The organism is Streptomyces sp. 2131.1, from assembly GCF_900105515.1.
GTDB lineage: Bacteria > Actinomycetota > Actinomycetes > Streptomycetales > Streptomycetaceae > Streptomyces > Streptomyces drozdowiczii.
In genome coordinates this window covers 2611538-2635310 of the sequence record NZ_FNSY01000001.1, presented here as the reverse complement: position 1 = coordinate 2635310, position 23773 = coordinate 2611538, and the positions used below count along the sequence as shown (strand labels likewise).

The 23773-nt window shown below is 70.9% G+C and carries 20 protein-coding genes, 1 pseudogene and 3 CRISPR repeat arrays; of the genes and pseudogenes, 13 read left to right on the top strand and 8 right to left on the bottom strand.

Annotated elements, in window-relative coordinates; all coding sequences use genetic code 11:
* Positions 1-23: 23 nt before the first annotated feature.
* Both BLW14_RS11665 and BLW14_RS11660 read left to right on the top strand, forming a co-directional pair.
* Positions 24-1301, top strand: coding sequence for a thymidine phosphorylase (locus BLW14_RS11665; RefSeq protein ID WP_093706913.1), 1278 nt, complete (start codon positions 24-26; stop codon positions 1299-1301).
* A 53-nt stretch (positions 1302-1354) separates the two neighbouring features.
* Positions 1355-1714 carry an STAS domain-containing protein gene (locus BLW14_RS11660; RefSeq protein WP_093706911.1) on the top strand — a complete coding sequence of 120 codons (360 nt, stop codon included), beginning with the start codon at positions 1355-1357 and terminating at the stop codon, positions 1712-1714.
* Here BLW14_RS11660 and BLW14_RS11655 read toward each other — a convergent pair.
* The 4 genes from BLW14_RS11655 to BLW14_RS11640 all read right to left on the bottom strand — a co-directional run bounded on the left by BLW14_RS11655 (position 1693) and on the right by BLW14_RS11640 (position 5220).
* Positions 1693-1989 carry a hypothetical protein gene (locus BLW14_RS11655; RefSeq protein WP_093706909.1) on the bottom strand — a complete coding sequence of 99 codons (297 nt, stop codon included), beginning with the start codon at positions 1987-1989 and terminating at the stop codon, positions 1693-1695. The two genes, BLW14_RS11660 and BLW14_RS11655, sit on opposite strands and share 22 nt — an antisense overlap.
* On the bottom strand, positions 1986-3005 hold the full coding sequence (locus tag BLW14_RS11650; protein WP_093706907.1) for a sigma-70 family RNA polymerase sigma factor: 1020 nt from the start codon (positions 3003-3005) through the stop codon (positions 1986-1988). Before BLW14_RS11650 ends, BLW14_RS11655 begins: the two co-directional genes overlap by 4 nt.
* A gap of 102 nt (positions 3006-3107) precedes the next feature.
* Positions 3108-3824, bottom strand: coding sequence for a L,D-transpeptidase family protein (locus tag BLW14_RS11645; RefSeq protein ID WP_093706905.1), 717 nt, complete (start codon positions 3822-3824; stop codon positions 3108-3110).
* Between the two features lie 103 nt (positions 3825-3927).
* Positions 3928-5220 (bottom strand): MFS transporter, encoded by a 1293-nt coding sequence (locus BLW14_RS11640; RefSeq protein ID WP_093706903.1) that lies wholly within the window; start codon positions 5218-5220, stop codon positions 3928-3930.
* Positions 5221-5283: 63 nt separating this feature from the next.
* On the opposite strand from BLW14_RS11640, the gene BLW14_RS11635 reads away from it, so the two are divergent.
* Together BLW14_RS11635 and BLW14_RS35115 are read left to right on the top strand one after the other, a co-directional pair.
* Positions 5284-6234, top strand: a complete 951-nt coding sequence (locus BLW14_RS11635) for a LysR family transcriptional regulator (RefSeq protein ID WP_093706901.1) — start codon at positions 5284-5286, stop codon at positions 6232-6234.
* Positions 6235-6259: 25 nt separating this feature from the next.
* Positions 6260-6481, top strand: a pseudogene (locus BLW14_RS35115) (MerR family transcriptional regulator); the annotation flags it as partial.
* A gap of 302 nt (positions 6482-6783) precedes the next feature.
* Here the strand turns inward: BLW14_RS35115 and BLW14_RS35110 are convergent.
* From BLW14_RS35110 to BLW14_RS11615, 3 genes are all read right to left on the bottom strand, one after another.
* Positions 6784-6984, bottom strand: a complete 201-nt coding sequence (locus BLW14_RS35110) for a hypothetical protein (protein ID WP_256332999.1) — start codon at positions 6982-6984, stop codon at positions 6784-6786.
* Between the two features lie 378 nt (positions 6985-7362).
* Positions 7363-9587: direct repeats of the CRISPR family, unit length 29 nt; unit sequence GGGACCATCCCCGCGCGTGCGGGGAGCAG.
* Positions 9588-9821: 234 nt separating this feature from the next.
* Positions 9822-10019 carry a DUF397 domain-containing protein gene (locus BLW14_RS11620; RefSeq protein WP_093706895.1) on the bottom strand — a complete coding sequence of 66 codons (198 nt, stop codon included), beginning with the start codon at positions 10017-10019 and terminating at the stop codon, positions 9822-9824.
* Entirely contained in the window at positions 10016-10864 is an 849-nt protein-coding gene (locus BLW14_RS11615) for a helix-turn-helix domain-containing protein (protein ID WP_093706893.1), read from the bottom strand. The genes BLW14_RS11620 and BLW14_RS11615 overlap by 4 nt, the downstream gene beginning before the upstream one ends.
* Positions 10865-11047: 183 nt before the next feature.
* Here BLW14_RS11615 and BLW14_RS11610 point away from each other — a divergent pair, with 183 nt between their 5' ends.
* The 9 genes from BLW14_RS11610 to cas2e all read left to right on the top strand — a co-directional run bounded on the left by BLW14_RS11610 (position 11048) and on the right by cas2e (position 22598).
* Complete coding sequence (locus BLW14_RS11610) at positions 11048-11473, top strand: ATP-binding protein (protein ID WP_093706891.1); 426 nt, start codon at positions 11048-11050, stop codon at positions 11471-11473.
* Positions 11474-12970: a CRISPR direct-repeat array (repeat unit 29 nt; unit sequence GGGACCATCCCCGCGCGTGCGGGGAGCAG). It lies immediately after the preceding gene.
* A 230-nt stretch (positions 12971-13200) separates the two neighbouring features.
* Complete coding sequence (locus BLW14_RS11605) at positions 13201-16098, top strand: CRISPR-associated helicase/endonuclease Cas3 (protein WP_093706889.1); 2898 nt, start codon at positions 13201-13203, stop codon at positions 16096-16098.
* Positions 16091-17809 (top strand): type I-E CRISPR-associated protein Cse1/CasA, encoded by a 1719-nt coding sequence (casA, locus tag BLW14_RS11600; protein ID WP_093706887.1) that lies wholly within the window; start codon positions 16091-16093, stop codon positions 17807-17809. The genes BLW14_RS11605 and casA overlap by 8 nt, the downstream gene beginning before the upstream one ends.
* The gene (casB, locus tag BLW14_RS11595) at positions 17806-18477 is read left to right on the top strand and encodes a type I-E CRISPR-associated protein Cse2/CasB (protein WP_093706885.1); all 672 of its coding nucleotides are present in this window, start codon (positions 17806-17808) and stop codon (positions 18475-18477) included. The genes casA and casB overlap by 4 nt, the downstream gene beginning before the upstream one ends.
* Before the next feature lie 91 nt (positions 18478-18568).
* Positions 18569-19783: a type I-E CRISPR-associated protein Cas7/Cse4/CasC gene (gene cas7e / locus BLW14_RS11590; RefSeq protein ID WP_093706883.1), complete on the top strand. Its 1215-nt coding sequence runs from the start codon at positions 18569-18571 to the stop codon at positions 19781-19783.
* Entirely contained in the window at positions 19780-20508 is a 729-nt protein-coding gene (gene cas5e, locus BLW14_RS11585) for a type I-E CRISPR-associated protein Cas5/CasD (RefSeq protein ID WP_093706881.1), read from the top strand. The genes cas7e and cas5e overlap by 4 nt, the downstream gene beginning before the upstream one ends.
* The gene (cas6e, locus tag BLW14_RS11580) at positions 20508-21278 is read left to right on the top strand and encodes a type I-E CRISPR-associated protein Cas6/Cse3/CasE (protein ID WP_093706879.1); all 771 of its coding nucleotides are present in this window, start codon (positions 20508-20510) and stop codon (positions 21276-21278) included. The genes cas5e and cas6e overlap by 1 nt, the downstream gene beginning before the upstream one ends.
* Before the next feature lie 4 nt (positions 21279-21282).
* Positions 21283-22242 (top strand): type I-E CRISPR-associated endonuclease Cas1e, encoded by a 960-nt coding sequence (gene cas1e, locus BLW14_RS11575; RefSeq protein ID WP_093706877.1) that lies wholly within the window; start codon positions 21283-21285, stop codon positions 22240-22242.
* Positions 22239-22598 carry a type I-E CRISPR-associated endoribonuclease Cas2e gene (gene cas2e, locus BLW14_RS11570; RefSeq protein ID WP_093706875.1) on the top strand — a complete coding sequence of 120 codons (360 nt, stop codon included), beginning with the start codon at positions 22239-22241 and terminating at the stop codon, positions 22596-22598. The genes cas1e and cas2e overlap by 4 nt, the downstream gene beginning before the upstream one ends.
* Before the next feature lie 97 nt (positions 22599-22695).
* A CRISPR array of direct repeats spans positions 22696-22968; the repeat unit is 29 nt; unit sequence CTGCTCCCCGCGCGTGCGGGGATGGCCCC.
* 33 nt (positions 22969-23001) lie between these two features.
* On the opposite strand, the gene BLW14_RS11565 is transcribed toward cas2e, so the two are convergent.
* Positions 23002-23682, bottom strand: coding sequence for a prolyl oligopeptidase family serine peptidase (locus BLW14_RS11565; protein WP_093706873.1), 681 nt, complete (start codon positions 23680-23682; stop codon positions 23002-23004).
* Between the last annotated feature and the right edge of the window lie 91 nt (positions 23683-23773).

Here is a 23773-nt window from a genome sequence, read left to right as displayed (position 1 = left end):
AACGGCCGGAAGGACGCCAGACCATGGACGCCATCTCCGTCATCCGCACCAAGCGGGACCGCGGCGAGCTGACACCCGAGCAGATCGACTGGGTCATCGACGCGTACACCCGCGGCGAGGTCGCCGACGAGCAGATGTCCGCGCTGGCCATGGCGATCCTGCTGAACGGCATGAACCGTACGGAGATCGCCCGCTGGACCGCCGCGATGATCGCCTCCGGCGAGCGGATGAACTTCGACAGCCTCTCCCGCCCCACCACGGACAAGCACTCCACCGGCGGCGTCGGCGACAAGATCACCCTCCCGCTCGCCCCGCTCGTCGCCGCCTGCGGCGCGGCCGTCCCCCAGCTCAGCGGACGCGGCCTCGGCCACACCGGCGGCACCCTGGACAAGCTGGAGTCCATCCCCGGCTGGCGGGCCCACCTCACAGGCGCCGAGATGATGGACGTCCTCGACTCCACCGGCGCCGTCATCTGCGCGGCGGGCGACGGCCTCGCCCCCGCCGACAAGAAGCTGTACGCGCTGCGCGACGTCACCGGCACCGTCGAGGCGATCCCGCTCATCGCCAGCTCGATCATGTCCAAGAAGATCGCCGAGGGCACCGGCGCCCTGGTCCTGGACGTCAAGGTCGGCTCCGGCGCCTTCATGAAGACCCTGGACGACGCCCGCGAGCTCGCCTCCACCATGGTCGCCCTCGGCACGGACAGCGGCGTCCGCACGGTCGCCCTGCTCACCGACATGTCCACCCCCCTCGGCCTCACCGCGGGCAACGCCCTGGAGGTCCGCGAGTCCGTCGAGGTCCTGGCCGGCGGCGGGCCCAAGGACGTCATCGACCTCACCCTGGCCCTCGCCCGCGAGATGCTGGACGCGGCCGGACTCAAGGACGCCGACCCGGAGAAGGCCCTCGCGGACGGCTCGGCCATGGACGTCTGGCGCCGCATGATCTCCGCCCAGGGCGGCGACCCCGACGCCACGCTCCCGGTCGCCCGCGAGCAGCACGTCATCAAGGCGTCCTCCTCCGGCATCCTGACCCGTCTGGACGCCTACGACATCGGCGTCGCCGCCTGGCGCCTCGGCGCGGGCCGCGCCCGCAAGGAGGACCCGGTCCAGGCCGGCGCCGGCATCGAGATCCACGCCAAGCCCGGCGACGTCGTCACCGACGGCCAGCCGCTGCTGACGCTGCACACGGACACCCCGGAGAAGTTCGACTACGCCCTCAAGGCGCTCCCGGACGCGTACGACATCGAGCCCGCGGGCACCCCGTTCACGGCGACCCCGGTCGTCCGGGAGCGCATCGCCTGACGGCCTGTCCTCAGCCGCGATGAGTTTTCGGCGCGCCGCCGGTCTCCTTGGATATGAACCCCGAGCAGCCGGCGGCCGTCGTCGTCCTCCCGGACCACCTCACCCGGGCCGACGTCCCCCGCCTCTGCGCCCGACTGCACACGGCCCTGACCGCCGCCCCCGCCGCCGAGGCGGTCTGCGACGCGAGCGCCGCCGTCCACCCGGACCTGGCCACGATCGAGGCCCTGGCCCGCCTCGCGCTCACGGCCCGGCGAGCGGGCGGTCGCCGACTGCGCCTGTACGGAACGCCCCCGGAACTACGGGCACTGCTCGAACTGGTGGGGCTGGGGGAGCTGGCGGGGGCGGCCGGGGAGCACACTCCGGCCCGGCAGGACGCCCCGGCCCCCGCGCGTCAGCGTTCCGACGTCGAGTAGTCGCACGCCACCACCGTGAGCCGGTTCACGCCGCCGCCCTTCGGCACGCGGTCCGCTTTCGCACCCGAGGGCGACGGTGACCGCTGCGCCGCCCGTACCGCCTCCGCGCAGTCGAACTCCGGCTGCGGTCCGGGCTCGGCGGCCGACGACGGCGGTGTCACCGGGGCGGGCCCCGACGTCGCCGTCGGCTCACCGAGCCACTGCGTCGCGCCCCACCCCGCACCCGCGAGCACCACCCACCCCGCGGCCAGCCCGTGGACGAGCCGTCGCCTCACGCCGCATCGTCGTCCAGGTGGTCCGGCAGCCCGAACAGCGGGAACCAGCGAGGCGTGTCCAGGAAGCAGTGCATGCCCGTGATCGCGCCGTCCTTGATGTCGATGACCTGGACCGCCCAGGGGACGAAGCCGGGGCCCTCCGGGTTCGGCTTGTAGTGGGCGAAGGCCGGGGTGCCGTTGGCGGAGGTCGCGATGAGGCGGGAACCGGCGCAGCTCGCGCCCATCGTCGTCATGAAGCCGGTGATGTCGTCGTGGCCCCGGAGCCAGAGGTCGAACGGCGGCATCGTCATGACCGCGTCCTCGTGGAGCAGGGCGGTCAGGGCCTTCATGTCGTAGCCCTCGAACGCGGCCACGTACCGCTCCAGGAGCTTCGTCTGCTCCTCGTCCAGCGGGTTCGCCGCGTCGGCGGCCACGGTGTCCTGGTCGGTCAGCGTGGCCCGGGCGCGCTGGAGGGCGCTGTTGACCGAGGCGACCGAGGTGTCGAGCAGCTCCGCGACCTCCGCGGCCTTCCACGCCAGGACCTCGCGCAGGATCAGCACGGCCCGCTGCTTCGGCGGCAGGTGCTGGAGCGCGGCGACGAACGCCAGCCGCACGGATTCACGCGCCACCGCGGCCTCCGCCGGGTCGTCGGTCGTCGGGAGGATGCGGCCGTCAGGCATGGGCTCCAGCCAGGTGTTCTCCGGCAGCGGGTTGAGCGCGGCCTGCGCGAGCGGCGTCGGACCGGTCAGGTCGACCGGCCGGGCCCGCTTCTTGCCCGCGTTCAGCATGTCCAGGCAGACATTGGTCGCGATGCGGTACAGCCAGGACCGCAGCGAGGACCGGCCCTCGAACTTGTCGAAGCTCCGCCACGCCCGTACCAGCGTGTCCTGGACCGCGTCCTCCGCCTCGAAGGCCGAGCCGAGCATCCGGTAGCAGTAACCGGTCAGCTCGACCCGGTGTCCCTCCAGGCGGCTGTCGATATCGCCCGACGGGCGGGCTCCCGTACCGGACCCCGCCGCCGCTGCCAGTTCACTCATCGCCCGCTCCACCCCTGTCGTGCTGTGACACCGCTCACTTCACGTAACACTTCGGAAGCTACCGCAGGGCACTGACAACGGGGCGGGAAGAGCCGAAACCGGTCAGGTCCCGAGCTTGCGGCCGTACACGTAGACGTCGTCGCCGTTCTTCAACAGGTTCCAGTATGACTTCGCGTCGGCGGTGCGCATGTTGACGCAGCCGTGCGACCCCGGCGGGTTCCACATCTTCACGCCGACCGCGTGGAAAGCCTGCCCGCCGTCGAAGAACTGCGAGTACGGCATGGCCACGTTGTAGATCGACGACACGTGGTTCTTGTGGCGCCAGTAGATCTTCTTCGCACCCGTACGGGTCTCGTACTTGTCCCGCCCGGTCCGCACCGGCACCGGCCCGAACTTCAGCTTCTTGCCGTCCTGGATCCAGCTGATCTGCCGGGTCAGGTCGACGCACGCGATGCGCCCCTTGTTGGTGGGGCACTTCCCGGCCTTGTTCGGGTTCTTGCCTGCCGCCTTCTGCGCGGTGAGCGTCTGCATCGTGCGCCACGTGACGGGTCCCGCGTAGCCGATGGTCGGGGTGACCCCGTACGTGCTCTGGAACGAACGGATCTTCTTGCAGTCGGCAGCCGACTGCTTGCCGTCCACCTTCAGGTGCAGGTACTTCTCCACCTGCTTCTGGTACGGGCCCTTGGACGTCGTGCAGGACGCCGCCTGCGCGGTGCCGCCCGTACCGAGGACGAACGCCGGAATCGCGGTCAGACCCGCGACCGACAGAACGAGCCCGCGGCGGACCCGTATGCCCCCGATGTCTCGAATGTTCCGCATGCTCTTCCTGACTCCCATGTACGCCAACTCCCCTTCGCGCGCACTGCGGTGATTCCGCCTGCTAGATGCGCGAAGGGGAGCGGTTGGTTGTGCGCCGAATGTCTCAGTTCTGTACGGGCGCGAGCCGGAGCCGTTCGACCCGCGCGGCACGCGTCCCGTACAGCGTGATGGTGACGACACCGAGGACCGCGAACAGTCCCAGCGCGACCGTGCCCGCCCAGCCGCCGGCGTGGAAGGCTACCGCGCCGAGCGTGCCGCCCGCGCTGGAGCCCAGGTAGTACGCCGACTGGTACAGCGCGGACGCCTGGGCGCGGCCCGTGGTGGCCGTACGGCTCACCGAGGACGAGGCGACCGCGTGCCCGGCGAAGAACCCGGCCGTGATCAGCACCAGGCCCAGCAGCACCGCGGCCAGTTGGTCCGCCAGCGAGAGCAGCAGGCCGGCGGCCGTGGTCGAGACGGCGAGGTACAGCGCGCCCCGGCGCCCCAGCCGGGCGACGAGCCGTCCGGCGGCGGCGGAGGAGACCGTACCGACGAGGTACACGAGGAAGATCGAACCGACGATGCCCTGCGGCAGGTTGAACGGCGCCTCGACGAGCCGGTAACCGATGACCGTGTAGACGGCGCCGAACACCGTCATGAACAGCGCGCCGATCGCGTACAGCCGCCGCAGCAGCGGATCGGCGAGGTGCGAACCGACCGTCTTCGCGAGCGCCTTCGGGTTCAGCGTCCCGGGGGTGAAGTTCCGGGCGCGCGGGATCATGAGGTGGAAGACGACCGCGCAGGCCAGGGCCAGCAGGCCGACCGCGCCGACAGCCGCCCGCCAGCCCCACAGTTGCGCGACCCATCCCGTGAGGATGCGACCGCTCATCCCGCCGATGCTGTTGCCGGCCACGAACAGCCCGATCGCGGCGACGAGCGCCTTGGGCCGAACCTCCTCCGCCAGGTACGCCATCGCGGACGCGGGCAGTCCGGCCAGCGCGGCGCCCTGCACGGCGCGCAGCGCGATCAGCGAACCCAGCGAGGGAGCGAACGGTACGAACAGCCCGACCGTCACCGCGATCACCAGCGAAGCGGTCATCATCTGCCGCCGCCCGAACCGCTCGGACAGCGCGCTCATCGGCAGCACGCACAGCGCCAGCGCGCCGGTCGCCGCGGACACCGTCCAGCTGGCCTGCCCGGCCGTCGCGCCGAAGGACACGGAGACGGCGGGCAGCAGCGCCTGCGTGGAGTAGAGGAGCGCGAACGTCGCGACACCGGCGGCGAAGAGGGCGAAGCTCATCCGGCGGTAGCCGGGGCGCCCCGGTTCGAGCCGGCCGGTGGTGTCGGTGGTGACGGGGGACGACTGGGTCGAGGCGGCCACGGTGAGGGTGGACGCCCCGGTACTGGCGGGAGGCATGCCGAGAACGTATGCCTCCCGCGGTTCATGCGTCCAATGCACAAACAACGGATAATCAATCCCATGGCGCATCAACGCAGCTCACAGCCCCGGCTGTCACCGAGCAGTTACGAAGAAGACATTCGCGCGGTCCTCGCACCGCGCCTCGCGTACTTCGAGGCGGTCGCCCGCCACGAGCACGTCACCCGCGCCGCGCAGGAGCTGGGCGTGCCGCAGTCCACGCTCTCCCGGGCCATGGTGCGGCTGGAGGACGACCTGGGCGTGGCCCTCTTCGCCCGCAAGGGCCGCACGGTCTCCCTCACCCCGGCCGGCCGCACCTTCCTCGGCTCGGCGGAGCGCGCCCTGGAGGAGGTGGAGAAGGCCGCCGACTCGGTACGCGCCGACGCCGACCCCACCGCCGGCAAGGTGGCCTTCGGCTTCCTCCACACGATGGGCTCCGAAACCGTCCCCGCCCTCATCCGCGCCTTCCGGGCCGACCACCCCCGGGTCCGGTTCCAGCTCGTCCAGAACTACGGCGAGGCCATGATCGAACGCCTCCGCGCCGGCGGCCTCGACCTCTGCCTCACCTCCCCGGTCCCGGACGCCCCCGACCTCGTCACCCGCCGCCTCGACGAACAACGCCTCCGCCTGGTCGTCCCCGACGACCACCCCCTGGCCACCCGCCGCCGCATCCGCCTCGCCGAAGCCGCCGACGAAACGTTCGTCACCCTCGAACCCGGCTACGGCCTCCGCCGCATCACGGACGACCTCTGCGCCGAGGCCGGCTTCGTCCCCCGCGTCGCCTTCGAGGGCGAGGAGGCGGAGACCCTCCGGGGCCTGGTCGCGGCGGGCCTGGGCGTGGCCCTGCTCCCGCCGCCCGCGGTGGCCCGGCCGGGCGTGGTGGAGCTGACGGTGACGGCGCCGAGGGCGGTGCGCGAGATCGGGGTGGCCTGGCTGGACGGGCACCCGGACACGGCTCCGGTGGCGGCCTTCAAGAAGTTCCTGCTGGGACGGCGGGGGAGCCTGCTGCCGTAGGGCTTGTTCCTGCCCCAGGGGGAGAGTGCACAGTGGCCCCGTGCACGAGGACTTGATCAGCATCGGCGAGTTCGCCGCACGGACCAGGCTCAGCCCGAAGGCTCTGCGGCTCTACGGGGAACGGGGCCTCCTGCCACCGGCCCGGGTCGATCCACGGACCGGTTTCCGCCGCAACGGCCTCGCCCAGGTCGAGCAGGCCCGCCGCATCGCCCTGCTGCGTGCCACCGGAATGCCGTTGGCGGGGATCGCGGAGGTGCTCGTCGCGAGTGGTGAGGAGCCCGTACGGCTGCTCGCCGCCCACTGGCGACAGCAGGAGTCCGTGCACGCGGCCCTTCGGGAGGCGGTGGGCTACGCCCGTGAGGTCCTCACCGGAAGGAACCCGGCCATGTACGAGATCCTCGAACGCGAAGTACCGGAGCAGAAGGTCCTTTTCATCCAGCGCCACGTGACGGCCGCGGACCTGCCGGCCTTCCTCGCGGACTCGACCGAGCTGCTCTTCTCCCACTTGAGGACGGCCGGCGCCTGCTTGTCCGGCCCGCTCTTCGCCGTCTACCACGGCCTGTGGTGCCGGCCTATCGGCCCGGGGCGGGGGATATCAGAGGGGTCCTTGCTGCGGTGGCGCCAGTGGACGCGTACGGGCTTGTCCGCCAGCTTCATCCATAGCATGAAGTCCCGGGCGTCCTCGCTTGTCGCGCGGTCCCACTCGATCCCGAGCACCCATAGGAAGCGCCACCATCGCAGCAGGTCCATGCCGTACGAGCGAAGTGTTAGCGGCGAGTAGGGTCCGGCCATCAAATCCTTGAAGTACACCGCGACCGGCTCGACCGGTCTCCCGGCTGGGTCCAGCAACTGGTAGGGCTCCCAAGGATCTCCCGTCTTCAGCACCTTGCCTATTTCAGGCAAGACGAAGTTCCTCAGATCCCTGCCGGGACGTTCTTCACGGGGCATGACGGGAAGCTAGCAGAACCACAACTGACCTGCGTAAACAGTCAAGTTAGTTCGGTCAACAGGCCACACGCGCGTTGCGGGTGGCGGACGACGGCTGACGCGTTGAGTTGAGACCGCCGACGACACCCCCGCGCCTCGGGCCCGGGCCCTGGTTCGCGCGGGCAACGAGCCAGCGCGGCTGGGACCATCCCCGCGCATGCGGGGAGCAGAGCTCGGAGGCCGCCGCGCGCACCGCCGTGTCGGGGTCATCCCCGCGCGTGCGGGGAGCAGAGCCTGGCGTCGGCATTCCGCGCCCTGCCTGGCGGAGCATCCCCGCGCGTGCGGGGAGCAGCGCCCCAGCAGCCCGTAATACGGACTGAGCGGGGGACCATCCCCGCGCGTGCGGGGAGCAGACACACTCCTCGGCGAACAGTGCGGTGTAGTCGGGACCATCCCCGCGCGTGGGGGGAGCAGGAGTTGTTGGCGATGGCGACGCCCTGCGTCGAGGGACCATCCCCGCGCGTGCGGGGAGCAGGAAATCTCCTGAAGCTCCGGAGTGCTGGACAGGGGACCATCCCCGCGCGTGCGGGGAGCAGACGCCGAGCACCGAGGTACCGGGGACGGTGGTGGGACCATCCCCGCGCGTGCGGGGGGCAGAGTCGGCGCAGTTCGGCGCCGAACTGTCGCCGGGGACCATCCCCGCGCGTGCGGGGAGCAGGAGGTGCTGACCCGCGACACCGTGACCGGCTCGGGACCATCCCCGCGCGTGCGGGGAGCAGCGCCCGCCGCCGCAGCTCCGCCGCCGTCGCCGCGGGACCATCCCCGCGCGTGCGGGGAGCAGGGGGCCGTCTGCTGGTCACCCGTCAGCGTTCGGGACCATCCCCGCGCGTGCGGGGAGCAGCCGAGGTCCCGGGCAACGGCGAGGGTGGTCTGGGGACCATCCCCGCGCGTGCGGGGAGCAGTGGCCTCACTCGTGAGCCCGGCGGACGGGCAGGGGACCATCCCCGCGCGTGCGGGGAGCAGGGCTACCCCTGCACCTCGCTCACCCGCTCCCTGGGACCATCCCCGCGCGTGCGGGGAGCAGAGGAGGGCCTTCTGCACGGTGGTCCCGGCGACGGGACCATCCCCGCGCGTGCGGGGAGCAGAGTCAGCCGTGGAAGAGGCCAAGGTTCCGAAGGGGACCATCCCCGCGCGTGCGGGGAGCAGATCCACCGGTGGATGCCGGCCTTCGGGAGGGCGGGACCATCCCCGCGCGTGCGGGGAGCAGCTGTGTCCGAACTACCGGACAGCTCGGCCACTTGGACCATCCCCGCGCGTGCGGGGAGCAGACCGAGGTGTCCCGGATGTTCGGGGTGCCGCAGGGACCATCCCCGCGCGTGCGGGGAGCAGGAGCACGTGGCCAGCGTGAAGGGCGAGTTCCTGGGACCATCCCCGCGCGTGCGGGGAGCAGGAAAACCCTCGCAAGTTTCAAGCCAACTGACAGGGACCATCCCCGCGCGTGCGGGGAGCAGCCGACACCTCTTCCCCAGCGGGGGAAGAGGCCGGGACCATCCCCGCGCGTGCGGGGAGCAGGCTCGCAAAGAACCCCATCAACTAGCTGGCTAGGGACCATCCCCGCGCGTGCGGGGAGCAGGGTAGGTGAAGAGGGTCTGGCCCTTGCGGAGGCGGACCATCCCCGCGCGTGCGGGGAGCAGCGGGAAGACAGAAACCGGTACCCGCCCAGGTCGGGACCATCCCCGCGCGTGCGGGGAGCAGCTCAAGAAGGGCCGCCACGGCAACCAGACGCCGGGACCATCCCCGCGCGTGCGGGGAGCAGGCCGCCCGGACCCGGACGACGACGGCGGGCTGGGGACCATCCCCGCGCGTGCAGGGAGCAGCCGACGTCGCCCGTGAGCCCGTACGGCAGAGCGGGACCATCCCCGCGCGTGCGGGGAGCAGTTCGCCGGGGAGCCCGCCCCGGCCTGGCACCGGGGACCATCCCCGCGCGTGCGGGGAGCAGCGGAGCGGCGGAGTTCTCGGACCTGACCATCCGGGACCATCCCCGCGCGTGCGGGGAGCAGAAGGAACCCGCTATGAGCGCGAAGAGCGAGCAGGGACCATCCCCGCGCGTGCGGGGAGCAGTCGGCGTTGTACCACTCGCCGTCGTTGCAGGCGGGACCATCCCCGCGCGTGCGGGGAGCAGGAGGACGCAGGCCGCCTTGAACCTGCGCTGGAGGGACCATCCCCGCGCGTGCGGGGAGCAGAGCGCCCCGACCGCCTTGCGCCCCTTGGTGATGGGACCATCCCCGCGCGTGCGGGGAGCAGCGTCCGGCACGAAATTCGCGTCGTTCCGGCGGGGGACCATCCCCGCGCGTGCGGGGAGCAGGAGGTCTCGTCGTCGTACACGACACGGCCACCGGGACCATCCCCGCGCGTGCGGGGAGCAGGCTGCGCGACCTGCGGTGTTACTGAGCCGGCGGACGATTTTCGACCACTTTTGCAGAGTCCGACATTGCGGACAAATGCCTTGAACCTGATCCGGCGTGCGGCTCTCCAACTCCTGACAGCGGCACACGCGATCAACGGAATTGGCTTGCTTGCCGTTACGCGCCCGCGCAGCTCCGCCACCGTTCTTGTTCCGCACCGTGCCGTCGGCCAACCAATCTTGGAGCTCAGGCCGATCAGAGGGCGCGGGTAGCGGATGCGTACGCGGTGAAGTCCGACCAGGCGGCAGCGGAGGCGGACAGAGGGGGAAGGGTGGTGTCCTTTGAGTCGCGCACGTGCACTGTGGTGGACAGCAGAGCGATCTCCACGCAGTTGTCGCCGTCGCCGCCGCTGTAGCTGCTCTTGAACCAGTTCATGTCTTGAGTGGTGTTCATAGCGCTCCTCGCATCTGTTTCAGCAAGCTCACCGTGGCCCGGCAATCCGAGGCCTGTGAACGCAGCTTGCCATAGCGCTGAAGCAGGATGCTCACTTCACTGGAGGCGCTGATCAGAGCACTTGAGCGGTGTCCCTCGGTGTAGCCGAACCACCTGTTGTCAGGGCTCTCGGCCAGGTACAACTGTCCGTCGACTCCCGCGTGGTCCTCTTGCCGGAGCGGCATGATCTGCACCTCGACGTTGGTGCGCCGCCCGATGTCGAGCAGATGGTCGATGACGGCCCGCGTTACTTCAGGCCCGCCAACCTGACGCTCCAGAACGCACTGCTCAATAATGAAGCTGAAGGCTGTGTTCGGGTGTTCGGTCAGGAGTCTCTGCCTCTCCAGCCTGGCTGCAACCTGGCGCTCGATCTGCGCCTCGGTAAGGGGTGGCAGCTGGAGTCCGAACACGGCCTGGATGTATTTCTCCGGCTGTAACAGCCCAGGGATGCCCCGGCACTCGTACGCGCAAAGCGTGATCGCCTCCTCTTCGATCCCCGCCCATTGTAGGAACCAGGACGCCAGCCCGGCCCTTCTCCGTAGGCTGCGGATCGCAGCGGCCAGGACCTTGCCCGCAAGAGGGTCGAGAGCTTCCGCAGCCCGGTCCGGCAGGTCCTCGGGAGGGAACCGCTTGCCCTGCTCGATTTTGGCGATGTAGGCCGACGAGTACCGCACTCGGGGCGCGAACTCCTCCTGAGTGAGACCGGCGGCCTCGCGCAGGGCCTTCAGGACGGCGCCGAATGTCTGCAAGCCGTCCGGGAGTTCGGGCTCACCGGAGGCCCTGGTGCCGTCGTGGTGTGCCGCCATGGCTGCCCCGCCTTTCGAGCGTCGATCAACATCGCCAGGATTACGGAGAGCTACCGACCCTGTCCAGCGGGTCAACTCGTACAGGGTGATCTGTATGGGTGCAGTTCCTGCTGCCGGGGCGGGGTGGGGCGGAAGGCTGTACGCATGACACCGCTCCAGGAGCAACGCCCCGTTACCGCAAATGTGTTCACTCAGAGGTACTCCGCCACTCGCCGTGGCGCGGCCCTCGCGCGCCGCTTGGCCCTATGGCAGCTCGACGCGTGGGGCATTCCGTACGGCACCTCACTCTCGGACACGGTGGCGCTGCTCGTGGCGGAACTCGCTGCCAATGCCGTCTTGCACGGGCGCGTGCCGGGACGGGACTTCGAGCTTCGATTGGTGCATACGTCCGGAACCGGCGTCGTGCGGGTTGAGGTGTCCGACACTCACGACGCCCGCCCCGGCCCCTTGCTGGTGTCGCAGCCCGACGTGGATGCGGATGGCGGTCGGGGACTCATGATCGTTGATGCGGTGGCCTCCTCCTGGGGCGTGAGGAACAGAGTCGGGCCCGGCAAGACGGTTTGGGCCGAAGCGGTGGTACCTGCGCCAAGGTCTTCGCGAACGGGTTGAGGACTGATCCCCGCGCGTGCCGGGGAGCAGAGCCGGCCGTTGATGTAGCCCCGGTCTGCTGCCCGGGGCCATCCCCGCGCGTGCGGGGGAGCAGTACCGCGTGAAACCGTCGGCGACGGTGGGGCAGGGACCATCCCGCGCGTGCGGGGAGCAGCGGTCGGTGTCCGTCGGTAAGGGCCTGACCGGGGGACCATCCCCGCGCGTGCGGGGAGCAGGATGTCATGGGCGTGACGGTCGATCACCACGGGGGACCATCCCCGCGCGTGCGGGGAGCAGCTCACGGCCGGCCTAAGCACCCTCGCCCAGGAGGGACCATCCCCGCGCGTGCGGGGAGCAGGGCCTCCAGCTCCTGGGCGAGGCCAATGGGCTGGGACCATCCCCGCGCGTGCGGGGAGCAGAGGGTCTTTTCCATCTGCGCGATAGCCGTGTAGGGACCATCCCCGCGCGTGCGGGGAGCAGCACAGGGACTTGACCTTCGGGTGGAGCTGGCCGGGACCATCCCCGCGCGTGCGGGGAGCAGCGGAGAGGACCATGACCGCTGTCGCGACGCCTGGGACCATCCCCGCGCGTGCGGGGAGCAGTCAGGCCAGCCGCGCCAGCGTAGAAGCGCTCGGGGACCATCCCCGCGCGTGCGGGGAGCAGCGAGCAGGAAGGCCAGGCCGCCGCATGAACCCGGGACCATCCCCGCGCGTGCGGGGAGCAGTGTGAAGGGGTTGGAAGGGGCGCCGGGGGCGGGGGACCATCCCCGCGCGTGCGGGGAGCAGAGGCGGACCCGCTCCGGTCCGGCAGCGGCGGTGGGACCATCCCCGCGCGTGCGGGGAGCAGGACTACATCGACAACGACGGCGACCTGTGGCGGGGACCATCCCCGCGCGTGCGGGGAGCAGCATGTCGCTTTTTCCCCATGTGCCACCGCCCCGGGACCATCCCCGCGCGTGCGGGGAGCAGACCGAGCGCCTGCCCGATCGGCCGATCCGGACCGGACCATCCCCGCGCGTGCGGGGAGCAGTCGTTGCGGCCGATCTCGCGGCCGATCGCCTTGGGACCATCCCCGCGCGTGCGGGGAGCAGGCCAGTCCGGTCACGGTGGCCGCCGTGGGGACGGGACCATCCCCGCGCGTGCGGGGAGCAGGCGCTGTTGCAGCGGCGGTGCGCGGCCCTGGCGGGACCATCCCCGCGCGTGCGGGGAGCAGGCCGGACGAGCTGCTGGAGGTGCCCGACGCCCGGGGACCATCCCCGCGCGTGCGGGGAGCAGCTTTCCGGGTTGCCTGACGGGTTGCCCAACGGGGGACCATCCCCGCGCGTGCGGGGAGCAGAAAGACGAGACCGTACTCCGAGGGGTCCGCGCGGGACCATCCCCGCGCGTGCGGGGAGCAGCACAGAGGAAGGCCCGGCCCATGTCCGGTTCGGGGACCATCCCCGCGCGTGCGGGGAGCAGTCCGCCGGCACATGGCCACCGAACACGAACCGGGGACCATCCCCGCGCGTGCGGGGAGCAGACTGTGCGACCTGCGGCCTTACTCGGCGAGGGTCGGGTTTTTGACCACTTTCACGGAATCCGGCATAACGGCCCCAAGCTGCCCATTGGCTCACCAAGTCGCGCAAGTCGAGAGGGCATTTTAGCCGAAAGTAATCCACGTGATGGAAACTTCACGTCAACCACCCCTGAACCTATGCAACTTGCATCGTATGAACATCTTGTCTCGCGCTCCTCGTGTACTCATGATTCATGACCACCGCAAGCCACCCCGGCCTCCGTGCCAGGCTCACCGCCCCCGCCCGCACCGTGTGGGCCAAGCACGACAGGGGCACCGACGGGTGGTTGCCGTTGTGGCGGCACATGGAGGACAGCGCGGCGGTCGCCGGGCTGCTTTGGGACACCTGGTTGCCCCGCAACGTCCGGGCGCTCGTCAGCTCGGAACTCCCCGAAGGTGAGCGTGACGGGCGGCGGCTCGCCGTCTGGCTCGCAGGGGTTCACGACATCGGCAAGGCGACGCCCGCCTTCGCCTGCCAGGTCGATCAGCTCGCCGACTGCATGCGGGACGCCGGGTTGGAGATGCGCTCCGCCAAGGCCCTCGGCCCGGACCGCCGGATCGCCCCGCACGGGCTAGCCGGCCAAGCGCTGCTCGGAGGGTGGCTGCGGGAGCGGCACGGCTGGGCCGGGAAGCAGGTCGGGCAGCTGACCGTCGTCGTCGGTGGGCATCACGGCGTGCCCCCGGAGCCCGGGCAGATCACCGCCCTGCAGAGGCACGGGCACCTCTTACGCAGCCCCGGCCCCAGCCGCGACGCCTGGCAGCGGGTGCAGGGCGAACTGCTCGACGCATGTGCGGAGGAGTACCGCGTACAGGACCGGCTGGACGCCTGGCGGGACGTGCGGCTTCCGCAGACCACGCAAGTACTGCTCACCTCGCTCGTGATCGTCGCCGACTGGATCGCCAGCAACGCCGACCTGTTCCCCTACTTCCCGCAGGACGCCGCCCGTAGCGGTGAGGAACGTGTCGCTGCCGCCTGGCGCGGGCTCGATCTGCCCGCCCCCTGGTCCCCGCTCGCACCCACGGAGGACGCCCAGCAGCTCATCGGTTCTCGGTTCGGTCTGCCCGAGGGGGCGAAGGCCCGACCGGTCCAGGAGGCCGCCGTCGAGCTGGCCCGTTCCATGGGCGGACCGGGAATGATGGTGATCGAGGCACCCATGGGCGAGGGCAAGACCGAGGCCGCGCTCGCCGTCGCCGAGATCTTCGCCGCTCTCTCCGGCGCCGGCGGCGTCTTCTTCGCCCTTCCCACCATGGCCACCGGCAACGCGATGTTCCCCCGTCTGCTGGACTGGATCGACCGGCTCCCCTCCACCCGTGGTGCTCAGCACTCCGTACTCCTCGCCCACTCCAAGGCCGCGCTGAACGAGCACTTCGGCGACCTCATGCGCGACAGCGCCCAGCAGATCGTCGCCGTCGACCTCGACGCCCCGAAGACGCTGCACGCCGCATCCGCCGAACTCGTCGCGCATGCCTGGCTGCGGGGACGCAAGAAAGCAATGCTCGCGTCCTTCGTCGCCGGGACCATCGACCAGCTCCTCTTCGCCGGCCTCAAGAGTCGACACCTGGCGATGCGTCACCTCGCCGTGGCAGGGAAGGTCGTCGTCATCGACGAGGCGCACGCGTACGACACGTACATGAGCGTCTATCTGGATTGCGTGCTGGCGTGGCTCGGTGCCTACGGGGTGCCCGTAGTGGTCCTGTCCGCGACCCTTCCCAGCCGAAGGCGGCGCGAACTCGTCGAAGCCTACGCGGGAACGGCCGACGTGCCGGAGGAGGTGTTCGAGGCCGTGGCCGGGGCCACCGCCTACCCGTTGCTGACCGCCGTGAGGCACGGCGGTTCGCCGGTCATGCGCACCCCCGGCGCCTCCGGGCGCGGCACCGACGTCGTTCTCGAACCGTTCGACGACGGCATGGACGCCCTCGTCGAGCGTCTCGCCCACGAACTGGAGGGCGGAGGCTGCGCGCTGGTCGTACGCAACACCGTCAAGCGAGTCCTGGAGACGGCGAAGGCGCTCAGAGCCAGGTTCGGCGACGAGAACGTGACGGTCGCGCACTCGTGCTTCGTCGACGTCGACCGGGCCGCCAAGGACGCGGGTCTCCTCAGGCGCTTCGGGCCTCCCGGCACGGCACGGGACCGTCCCCCGGGCCCGCACATCGTCGTGGCCAGTCAGGTGGCGGAGCAGTCCCTCGATGTCGACTTCGACCTGCTCGTCAGCGATCTCTGCCCGGTCGACCTCCTGCTCCAGCGCATGGGCCGTCTGCACCGCCACCAACGCGGCGTGGACCAGCAGGGCCGTCCCGAGCGGCTTCGTCGTGCCCGCTGTCTGGTCACGGGCGCCGACTGGGATCCCGAGGTGCCTGTGCCCGTACGAGGGTCGGTCGCCGTGTACGGGGCGTATGCGCTCCTGCGATCCGCCGCAGCCCTTCTGCCGCACCTCGTGCAGGGGGAGGCGCGCCCCGTACGGCTGCCCGACGACATCAGCCCCCTGGTTCAGGCCGCGTACGCGGACGAGACGGACGAGCCCGCCGGCTGGGCGGACGCGTTGACCGACGCGCGCGAACGCTACGAAGACCACCGCGCCGATCAGTCCGACCGGGCGTCCGTGTTCCGGCTGGGGAAGGTGGGCGCGCCAGGCAAGCCGCTCTTCGGGTGGGTCGCCGCGGGAGTGGGGGACACGGACGACACCCCTGCCGGGCGTGCGCAGGTCCGCGACAGCCGGGAGAACCTGGAGGTCGTCGTGGTGCAGCGGAAGGGCGACGGGACGCTGACGACCCTCCCGTGGCTCGCTCCCGACCGGCACGGCAAGGCGCTCGGCGGGCTGGAGCTGCCCCGGGATCAGGTGCCGACCCGGCGGGCGGCGAAGGCGGCGGCCAGTTGCGGGCTGAGGCTGCCGATGCAGTTCTCGTACGCCGATGTCATGGAGCGGGCCATCACCGAACTGGAGGAACTGTACGTGCCCGCCTGGCAGATGAAAGACAGCCATTGGCTCTCCGGCCAGCTGATTCTCGCGCTCGACGAGAATTGTCAGACCCGGCTGGCAGGCTTTTCCCTGAGCTACGGCGAGAGCGACGGCCTTGAGGTGACCCGTGACTGAGACAGATGAAGACGCGGCCCGCGCGCTGTCGTTCGACCTCACATCGGAGCCATGGATTCCGGTTCTGCGTCTGAACGGCGAACACGGCGAGATGTCGCTGCGGCAGGTGTTCGACGAGGCCCGTGGGCTGCGACGGATCGTCGGCGATCTGCCCACCCAGGAGTTCGCTCTGTTACGGCTCCTGTTCGCCGTCGCCCACGACGCCCTCGACGGGCCCCGGGGCACCGAGCACTGGGCGGCGTTGTGGGACGACGACGACTGCTTCGCGCCGCTCGGGGACTACCTCGACGAGCATCGCGACCGCTTCGACCTCTTGCACGCCCGTACGCCGTTCTTCCAGGTGGCCGGGTTGCGTACGGAGAAGGGCGAGGTGGCGTCGCTCAACCGCATCGTGGCCGACGTGCCCAACGGGGACCCCTTCTTCAGCTCGCGCATGCCTGGCGTCGACCGGCTTACGTACGCGGAGGCCGCCCGCTGGATCGTGCACGCGCACGCGTACGACACCTCCGGCATCAAAAGCGGTGTCGTCGGCGACGACCGGGCCAAGAAGGGCAAGGTCTACCCGCTCGGGGTCGGCTGGGCGGGCAACCTGGGCGGTGTCTTCGTCGAGGGGAGCACGCTGCGGGACACCCTTCTGCTCAACATGGTGTCGCCCGCGGACACGGTCGGCCTCAGCGACTGGGATGCCGGCGACGACCTTCCCGCCTGGCGACGGAAGGCCTGCGGGCCGGGGGCGGAACCCGTACGTCGTCCCACCGGTGTCCGCGACCTCTACACCTGGCAGACCCGGCGAATCCAGCTGCACGCGGACGTCGACGGCGTCCACGGCGTGGTCCTCGGCTACGGAGACCCGCTCACCGCGCGCAACAAACACGGCTGCGAGCCGATGACCGCCTGGCGGCGCAGCAAGGCGCAGGAGAAGAAGCACGGCGAGGCGACCGCCTACATGCCCCGCGAGCACGACCCAGCCCGCTCGGCATGGCGGGGGCTCGCCTCCCTGATCGCCAACAGGGGCGCACCCGCACAGGGGGCGGAAGCCGCCGACTACCTCCCACCCAGGCTCTTCGAGTGGATCGCGCAGCTGGTGACGGACGGCGAGCTGGACGAGGGCTACCTGCTCAGGGCGCGGATCGTCGGCGCCCAGTACGGGACGCAGCAGTCGGTGATCGACGAGGTCGTCGACGACCACGTGTCCATGGCGGTCGTCCTGCTCCACGAACGCAAGAGGGAGTACGCGGAGCAGGCGATCAGCGCCGTGGCCGACGCCGACAACGCCGTCATGGCACTCGGGGACCTCGCGACGAATCTCGCCCGCGCCGCAGGCACCGAAAGCGACGGGCCCCGGGCCTCGGCACGCGACGCGGGATTCCACGTGCTGGGCTCCCACTACCGGACCTGGCTCGCAGCCCTGGACGCCGGCGCGGATCCGTACGCCGCACGCGCCGACTGGCAGAGGCAGGTGCACGAGGTCGTGTCCCGGCTGGGCAACGGCCTCATCGACCGGGCCGGCGATGCCGCCTGGCAGGGCGTGCTCATTACGGTCAAGTCGCGTACGGAATGGCTGAACGCCGGTCTCGCCGGCAACTGGTTCCGTCACCGCATCGACAGCTGTCTGGGCCATCCCGCGGATTCCGAACAACCGACGGACACGGGCAGTGGACAAGAGGCCGCCACGCCCGCCGCCGCGCTTGCCACCAAGGAACACGTATGACGACGATCACCACCACCGCTCTGCCGACTCCTCGCCAGCGGGTTGAAGAACTCGCCGATGCGCGCATCAGCGTGTTCCAACGCGGCTATCTGGCCGACGAGTCGAACGCCGTCGCGGCCCTTGCCCGGCTGCGCAGAGGTGCCGGACAGAAGCCGGAGCGCCTGCCCGACCTGTGGGCTCTGGTCGACACCTCGCCTCTGCACGTCCCCGCCGACAACGCCCGCGAGCTGAGCGAACCCGAACTCGAACGCGCGGAGAACGCCCTCCACACGGCTCTCACGCTGTGGGCGCTGCATCAGCAGTCCCGACGCGACACGGGCATGCATGAACGGGGCAGTCGCGGGAGACCACGCGGGGTCGGCGCCGCCGTGCGCCGCATGATGAAGCCGGACGAGATCGACGACTCGCTGCGTAAGCGGCTGGTCCGTGCCGGTACGGCGCCGGACCTGTCCACGCTCGCCCAGCGCTTGCGGGACATCGTCCTGCTGCTGCGCCGCGAGCAGTTCCCCCTCGACTACGCACTGCTCGCCGGGCAGCTCTACACCTGGCAGTGGCCTGACGGCCCTGACCGGGTGCGCAGGGAATGGGGGCGGTCCTTCCACGCCCGGCAGGGGGAGAAGCCGAGCGATGGCCTGCAGCCGGGCGACGACGGGCCGGCGGGCGAATGACACCCGACTGCCTTCAACCCCCCTCCGGACCACCGGTGTTCCGCCGAACTCGGCAGCACCCACACATCAGCCAGTACGACAAGGACGCCTCGTGAACCGTTTTTACCTCGATGTTCATGCCCTGCAGACCGTCCCACCGAGCAATCTGAACCGTGACGACACCGGTTCCCCCAAGTCGTCGGTGTACGGGGGAGTACCCCGCGCCCGGGTCTCCAGCCAGGCGTGGAAGAAGGCCACCCGGGACTACTTCAAGTCCGAGAGCCTCCTCGACCCGAGCGAACTGGGCGTGCGGACCAAGAAGGTCGTCGAAGTGCTGGCCGACCGGATCCACGAGCACGACGAGACCATCGACGAGGCAGACGCCCTTGAGCTGGCGGCCGAGGTCATCGCGGCCACGGGGCTCAAGATCGAGGTCCCCAAGCGCAAGAGCTCTGCGAAGAAGGCCGCAGAGGGAGAGGGGGACGAAGAGACCCAGGAGGCGCTGCCCCAGGCCAAGTACCTGGTCTTCCTCAGCGCACGCCAGCTCGACGGACTGGCCCGGTTCGCCGTCGAAGGCGCGGCCGACATCACGGGGTTCCTGAAGGACAAGGAAAACAAGGCCCGGGTGAAGCAGATCGCGGACACCCGGCACTCCGTCGACATCGCGCTGTTCGGACGCATGGTCGCGGATGTCACCGACTTCAACGTGGACGCCGCGGTGCAGGTCGCCCACGCCATCAGCGTCCACCGCGTGGACAACGAGTCCGACTACTACACGGCGGTCGACGACCGCAACAAGGACTCCGAGCCGGGCGCCGGAATGATCGGCACGGTCGACTTCAACTCGGCGACGCTCTACCGATACGCGGCCCTCGGCGTGCACCAGTTGGCGGCCAACCTGGGGGAGGGTCTGCGCGAGGAGGAGTCCGGGGTGACCCCGGTGCGCCGGGCCGCCGAGGCGTTCGTCCAGGGCTTCGTCGAGTCGTTGCCCACCGGAAAGATCAACACTTTCGGCCATCACACGCTGCCCGACGCCGTCGTCGTGAAGCTTCGCACCACCCGTCCCATCAGCTTCGTCGCGGCCTTCGAGGAGCCCGTGCGCGGAGACCTCGGCGGGCACATGTCCGAGGCGTGTGCGCGCCTCGCGGAGTACATCCCGGACGTCGAGCGGGCGTACGGCGACGAAGGGTCCACCCTCACGTGGGTGCTCCGCGTCGGTCCGAACACCCGGAAGCTCGCGGGCATCGGCACGGAGTCCCGGAACATCGGCGAACTCGTCGCCTCGGTGGGCCAGGCCGTCGCCGAACGCCTGGAGAAGCCGGAATGAGCGTGCTGACCATGAGGCTGGCGGGCCCCTTGCAGTCGTGGGGTGCGTCCGCCCGCTTCACTCGGCGCACCACGGAATCGGCCCCGACGAAGAGCGGAGTGATCGGTCTGCTCGCAGCGGCGGCAGGCATCGAAAGGGGCGACGACGAGGCACTGGCCGCCCTGACCGGTCTGCGCTTCGGCGTGCGGATCGATCAATCGGGCAGCCGGGTAAGGGACTTCCAGACCGCGCACCACGGGGTCACCGGCTCCTCCATGCCGCTGTCCGAACGCTTCTACCTGGCCGACGCGGTGTTCGTGGCGGCAGTCGCGGGCGAGAGCGGCCTCCTCACCCGCCTGCACGCCTCCTTGCTGGCACCGGTGTATCCGCCGTTCCTCGGCCGTCGCTCCTGTCCGCCCGCACAGCCGGTGGAGCTGGGAGTACGTGACGGGGACTCGCTCCAGCAGGCGCTGGCGGACGAGCCGTGGCAGGCGGCTGCCTGGTACCGCCGTCGGCACAGGGGCGAGGCGACGGTGTCCCTGACGGTGCTCCGCGAGGCCGACGAGAAGGAGGCCGACGCGGACTACCAGCGCGACCAGCCGCTCAGCTTCTCCGCCGAGCAACGCCGGCACGCCCTGCGCACGGTGGTCAGCCGGACGGTGACCGTTCCCAACCCGGACGCCGCGCCCCGACAAGCCGTACGGCCCCGGCACGAGCCGTTCGACGCCCTGGAGGAGAGCGTCTGATGTTCCTGACCCGCTTCCGCATGAACACCGCGCGCACGGGCGCACGCCGACTGCTGTCCTCCCCGCAGGTGCTGCACGCCGCCGTCATGGCGTCGTTCCCCGGACTCCTGCCGACAGAGCCCGCTGCGGCCGCCGACGGCCCACGGGTGCTGTGGCGCCTCGACCAGAACGCGCGGGCCGAGGTACTGCTGTACGTGGTCAGCCCCGACAGGCCCGATCTGACCCACCTGGTGGAGCAGGCCGGCTGGCCCGCGGTCGCCGACGCACAGTCCCCGGGCTGGCAGACCCGGCCGTACGCTCCGTTCCTCGACCGCCTGGCCGAGGGACAGAAGTGGGCGTTCCGGTTGACCGCCAATCCGGTCCACGACATACGGCGTAAGCCGGACGAGCCCCGTAAGCGGACGGCCCACCTCACCCCTGTTCACCAGATGCGATGGCTCATCGACCGTCAAGAGCGCTGTGGCTTTCAGGTGGTCGAGAAGCCGCAGAACGAACGCCTGCTCCCGGCCGGGACCACGCACCGAGGCCATGAGCACCAGGGTGACCGGTACCGGCTGACGGTCGGCGACCGTCGTGGACTCGCCTTCGACAAGGGGCGAGGCGACGGCAAGCGGCCCGGCCGCGTCAGCATCGTGACCGTGACGTTCGACGGCCATCTGGAGGTGAGGGACCCGGCCGTGTTCCGGCGGGCACTCACCCAGGGAATCGGTAAGGCTAAGGCGTACGGCTGCGGCCTGCTGACGCTGGCGCCGCTCCACGGAACGGACTGAGCCGATGGCCACGGTCTCCCAGCGCGGCGCCCTCACGCCCCGGCACCTGACCCGTACCGGCGAACGGCTGTCCTTCATCTACCTGGAGCGCTGCGTGGTGCACCGGGACGCCAACGCCATTACGGCCGAGGACGCGGAGGGCACGACGCACATCCCCTCCGCGACGATCGGCACCCTGCTCCTGGGGCCCGGCACCCGGATCACCCACCAGGCGATGAGCGTCCTGGGCGAGACCGGTGCCGCCGTGGCCTGGGTCGGTGAGCAGGGCGTGCGGTATTACGCGGGCGGGCGTGCGCTGACCCGCTCGTCCGCGCTCGCCGAGGCGCAGGCGGTCCAGTGGGCCAACCCTCGCAGCCGCCTGTCCGTGGCCCGTGCGATGTACCGGCTGCGCTTCCCCGACGAGGACCCCGAAGGGCTCACCCGCAAGGGGCTTCTGGGCCGCGAGGGCCGTCGAGTGAAGGACTGCTACCGGGCCGAGGCGGCTCGGACGGGCATCCGCTGGCGGGGCCGGAAGTACGTCCCCGGCGACTTCTCGGCCGGCGACGCGGTCAACCAGGCGATCACCGCTGCTGCCCAATGCATGTACGGAGTGGCCCACGCGGTCGTGTCGTCCCTCGGGTGCAGCCCGGCTCTGGGCTTCGTCCACTCCGGCCACGAACTCTCCTTCGTCCTTGACATAGCCGACCTGTACAAGACGGAGATCGGCATCCCGCTCGCCTTCGACGTGGCCGCGGAGAGCGAGGAGGACGTGGCGTCCCGGACCCGCAGGGCCCTGCGCGACCGCATCAACGAGACCTCGCTGCTGGACCGGTGCGTGGACGACATCAAGGGCCTGCTCGGCGCGGCCACGGCCCCCGCCGACCGCGACGTGGTCACCCTCCAGAGCGACTCCGGGGAGCTGGTCGCCGCCGGCCGGAACTACGACGGTTCGGACGCCTACGAGGGCGAGGAGCTTCTCTGGTGACGGTGATCGTGCTCACCAACTGCCCGGCCGGCCTCCGGGGCTTCCTCACGCGCTGGCTCCTGGAGATCTCGGCGGGCGTCTTCATCGGCAACCCCTCGGCGAGGATCCGCGACGTGCTCTGGGCGGAGGTCAAGGAGTACGCGGACCAGGGCCGCGCCCTGTTGGCCCACACCACTGACAACGAACAAGGCTTCACCTTCCGCACCCACGACCACAAGTGGCACCCGATCGACCACGAGGGCCTGACCCTGATCCGCCGGCCGAACGACCGAGCCCTGACGACTCCAAAACCCTCGGAGGACCCGAAGCCGGGCTGGAGCAGAGCGGCGAAGAGACGGCGGTTTGGGAGAGGGTGAGCGGTTCGACCTATTTGGTGGCTTTTGGGGCGCTATATCGGTTTCGGTAAAAGTAGTGCGGAACGGCTCTGCGGACCGGTAAACATGCAGGTCGCGACTGCTCCCCGCGCGTGCGGGGATGGCCCCTCGCCCAGACGGACGCTGACGTAACCGAATTCCTGCTCCCCGCGCGTGCGGGGATGGCCCCGACCGGAATCAGGCGCGCATGGTGTTCGACTCCTGCTCCCCGCGCGTGCGGGGATGGCCCCCGGGATCGACGCGGAGCCGGTGCCGCAGACAGCTGCTCCCCGCGCGTGCGGGGATGGCCCCGGGACCACGGGCGGCGGCTTCGTTCCGCCCGACTGCTCCCCGCGCGTGCGGGGCCCACCCGGCATGCGCTCTGAGGCGGGCCCCGTCCGCCCCCTCACCCCACCCCCAACGACTCCCCGAACCCCACCGCCAACGGCATCCGCAGACCCAGGGGCGGCGGAGCCGCCAGGGCGTCCGTGAGGGGGCGGGCGTATGCGTGGCCGAACAGGGCACCGCGTACGAAGTCGGCGGCCAGTGCCGCGACTTCGGCGCGGTGTTGGCGTAGCCCATGCCCGTCCGAGTGGACCTCGAAGCGGCAGGTGTCGCGGTTGGCCTTCTTGGCGCGTTCGGCGAGGCGGAGGGACAACGCCGGGTCGCAGCGCGTGTCGTTGGTGCCGTGGGCCAGCAGGACCGGGCGGCCCACCAGGTGCTTGACCGGTTCGGGGGCAGCCGACGGGTCGGCCGGGAGCCAGGGGGCCAGGGCGAGGACAGCGGTTACCGAGGGGTGGCCGCCCGCGCGCAGGGCCGCGCGGGCGCCCATGCCGTGGCCGGCCAGGCAGAGGGGGACGTCGCCGTAGCGGCGTACCGCCTCGTCCACCGCCCACTCCGCGTCCGCCGCGGGGTGGGCGTCGTCCTCGTTCCAGCCGCGGCAGCGGTAGCGGACCACATGGGCGGTGAGTCCGTCGGTGCGGGCCGCGTGGGTCAGGGCGCGGGCCAGCGGGAGCAGGCGGGCGTGGGTGAGGGAGGAGGGGCGGCGGTGCGAGTGCGGCTCGCCGTCCGGGAGCAGCAGGACCACGCCGCCGACCGCTGTCGTTCCGGCCGCCGCTCCGACGGCCCGTCCCAGCCTTGCCGCGGGCTGGGGGAGTGCGCGCTGTGCCATGCGGTAA

Coding starts and splice junctions, on each gene's coding strand:
- BLW14_RS11665 (WP_093706913.1), top strand. CDS start 24: ATGGACGCCATCTCCGTCATCCGCACCAAGCGGGACCGCGGCGAGCTG.
- BLW14_RS11660 (WP_093706911.1), top strand. CDS start 1,355: ATGAACCCCGAGCAGCCGGCGGCCGTCGTCGTCCTCCCGGACCACCTC.
- BLW14_RS11650 (WP_093706907.1), bottom strand. CDS start 3,005: ATGAGTGAACTGGCAGCGGCGGCGGGGTCCGGTACGGGAGCCCGCCCG.
- BLW14_RS11645 (WP_093706905.1), bottom strand. CDS start 3,824: ATGCGGAACATTCGAGACATCGGGGGCATACGGGTCCGCCGCGGGCTC.
- BLW14_RS11640 (WP_093706903.1), bottom strand. CDS start 5,220: ATGCCTCCCGCCAGTACCGGGGCGTCCACCCTCACCGTGGCCGCCTCG.
- BLW14_RS11635 (WP_093706901.1), top strand. CDS start 5,284: ATGGCGCATCAACGCAGCTCACAGCCCCGGCTGTCACCGAGCAGTTAC.
- BLW14_RS35110 (WP_256332999.1), bottom strand. CDS start 6,984: ATGGACCTGCTGCGATGGTGGCGCTTCCTATGGGTGCTCGGGATCGAG.
- BLW14_RS11620 (WP_093706895.1), bottom strand. CDS start 10,019: ATGAACACCACTCAAGACATGAACTGGTTCAAGAGCAGCTACAGCGGC.
- BLW14_RS11615 (WP_093706893.1), bottom strand. CDS start 10,864: ATGGCGGCACACCACGACGGCACCAGGGCCTCCGGTGAGCCCGAACTC.
- BLW14_RS11605 (WP_093706889.1), top strand. CDS start 13,201: ATGACCACCGCAAGCCACCCCGGCCTCCGTGCCAGGCTCACCGCCCCC.
- casB (WP_093706885.1), top strand. CDS start 17,806: ATGACGACGATCACCACCACCGCTCTGCCGACTCCTCGCCAGCGGGTT.
- cas5e (WP_093706881.1), top strand. CDS start 19,780: ATGAGCGTGCTGACCATGAGGCTGGCGGGCCCCTTGCAGTCGTGGGGT.
- cas6e (WP_093706879.1), top strand. CDS start 20,508: ATGTTCCTGACCCGCTTCCGCATGAACACCGCGCGCACGGGCGCACGC.
- cas1e (WP_093706877.1), top strand. CDS start 21,283: ATGGCCACGGTCTCCCAGCGCGGCGCCCTCACGCCCCGGCACCTGACC.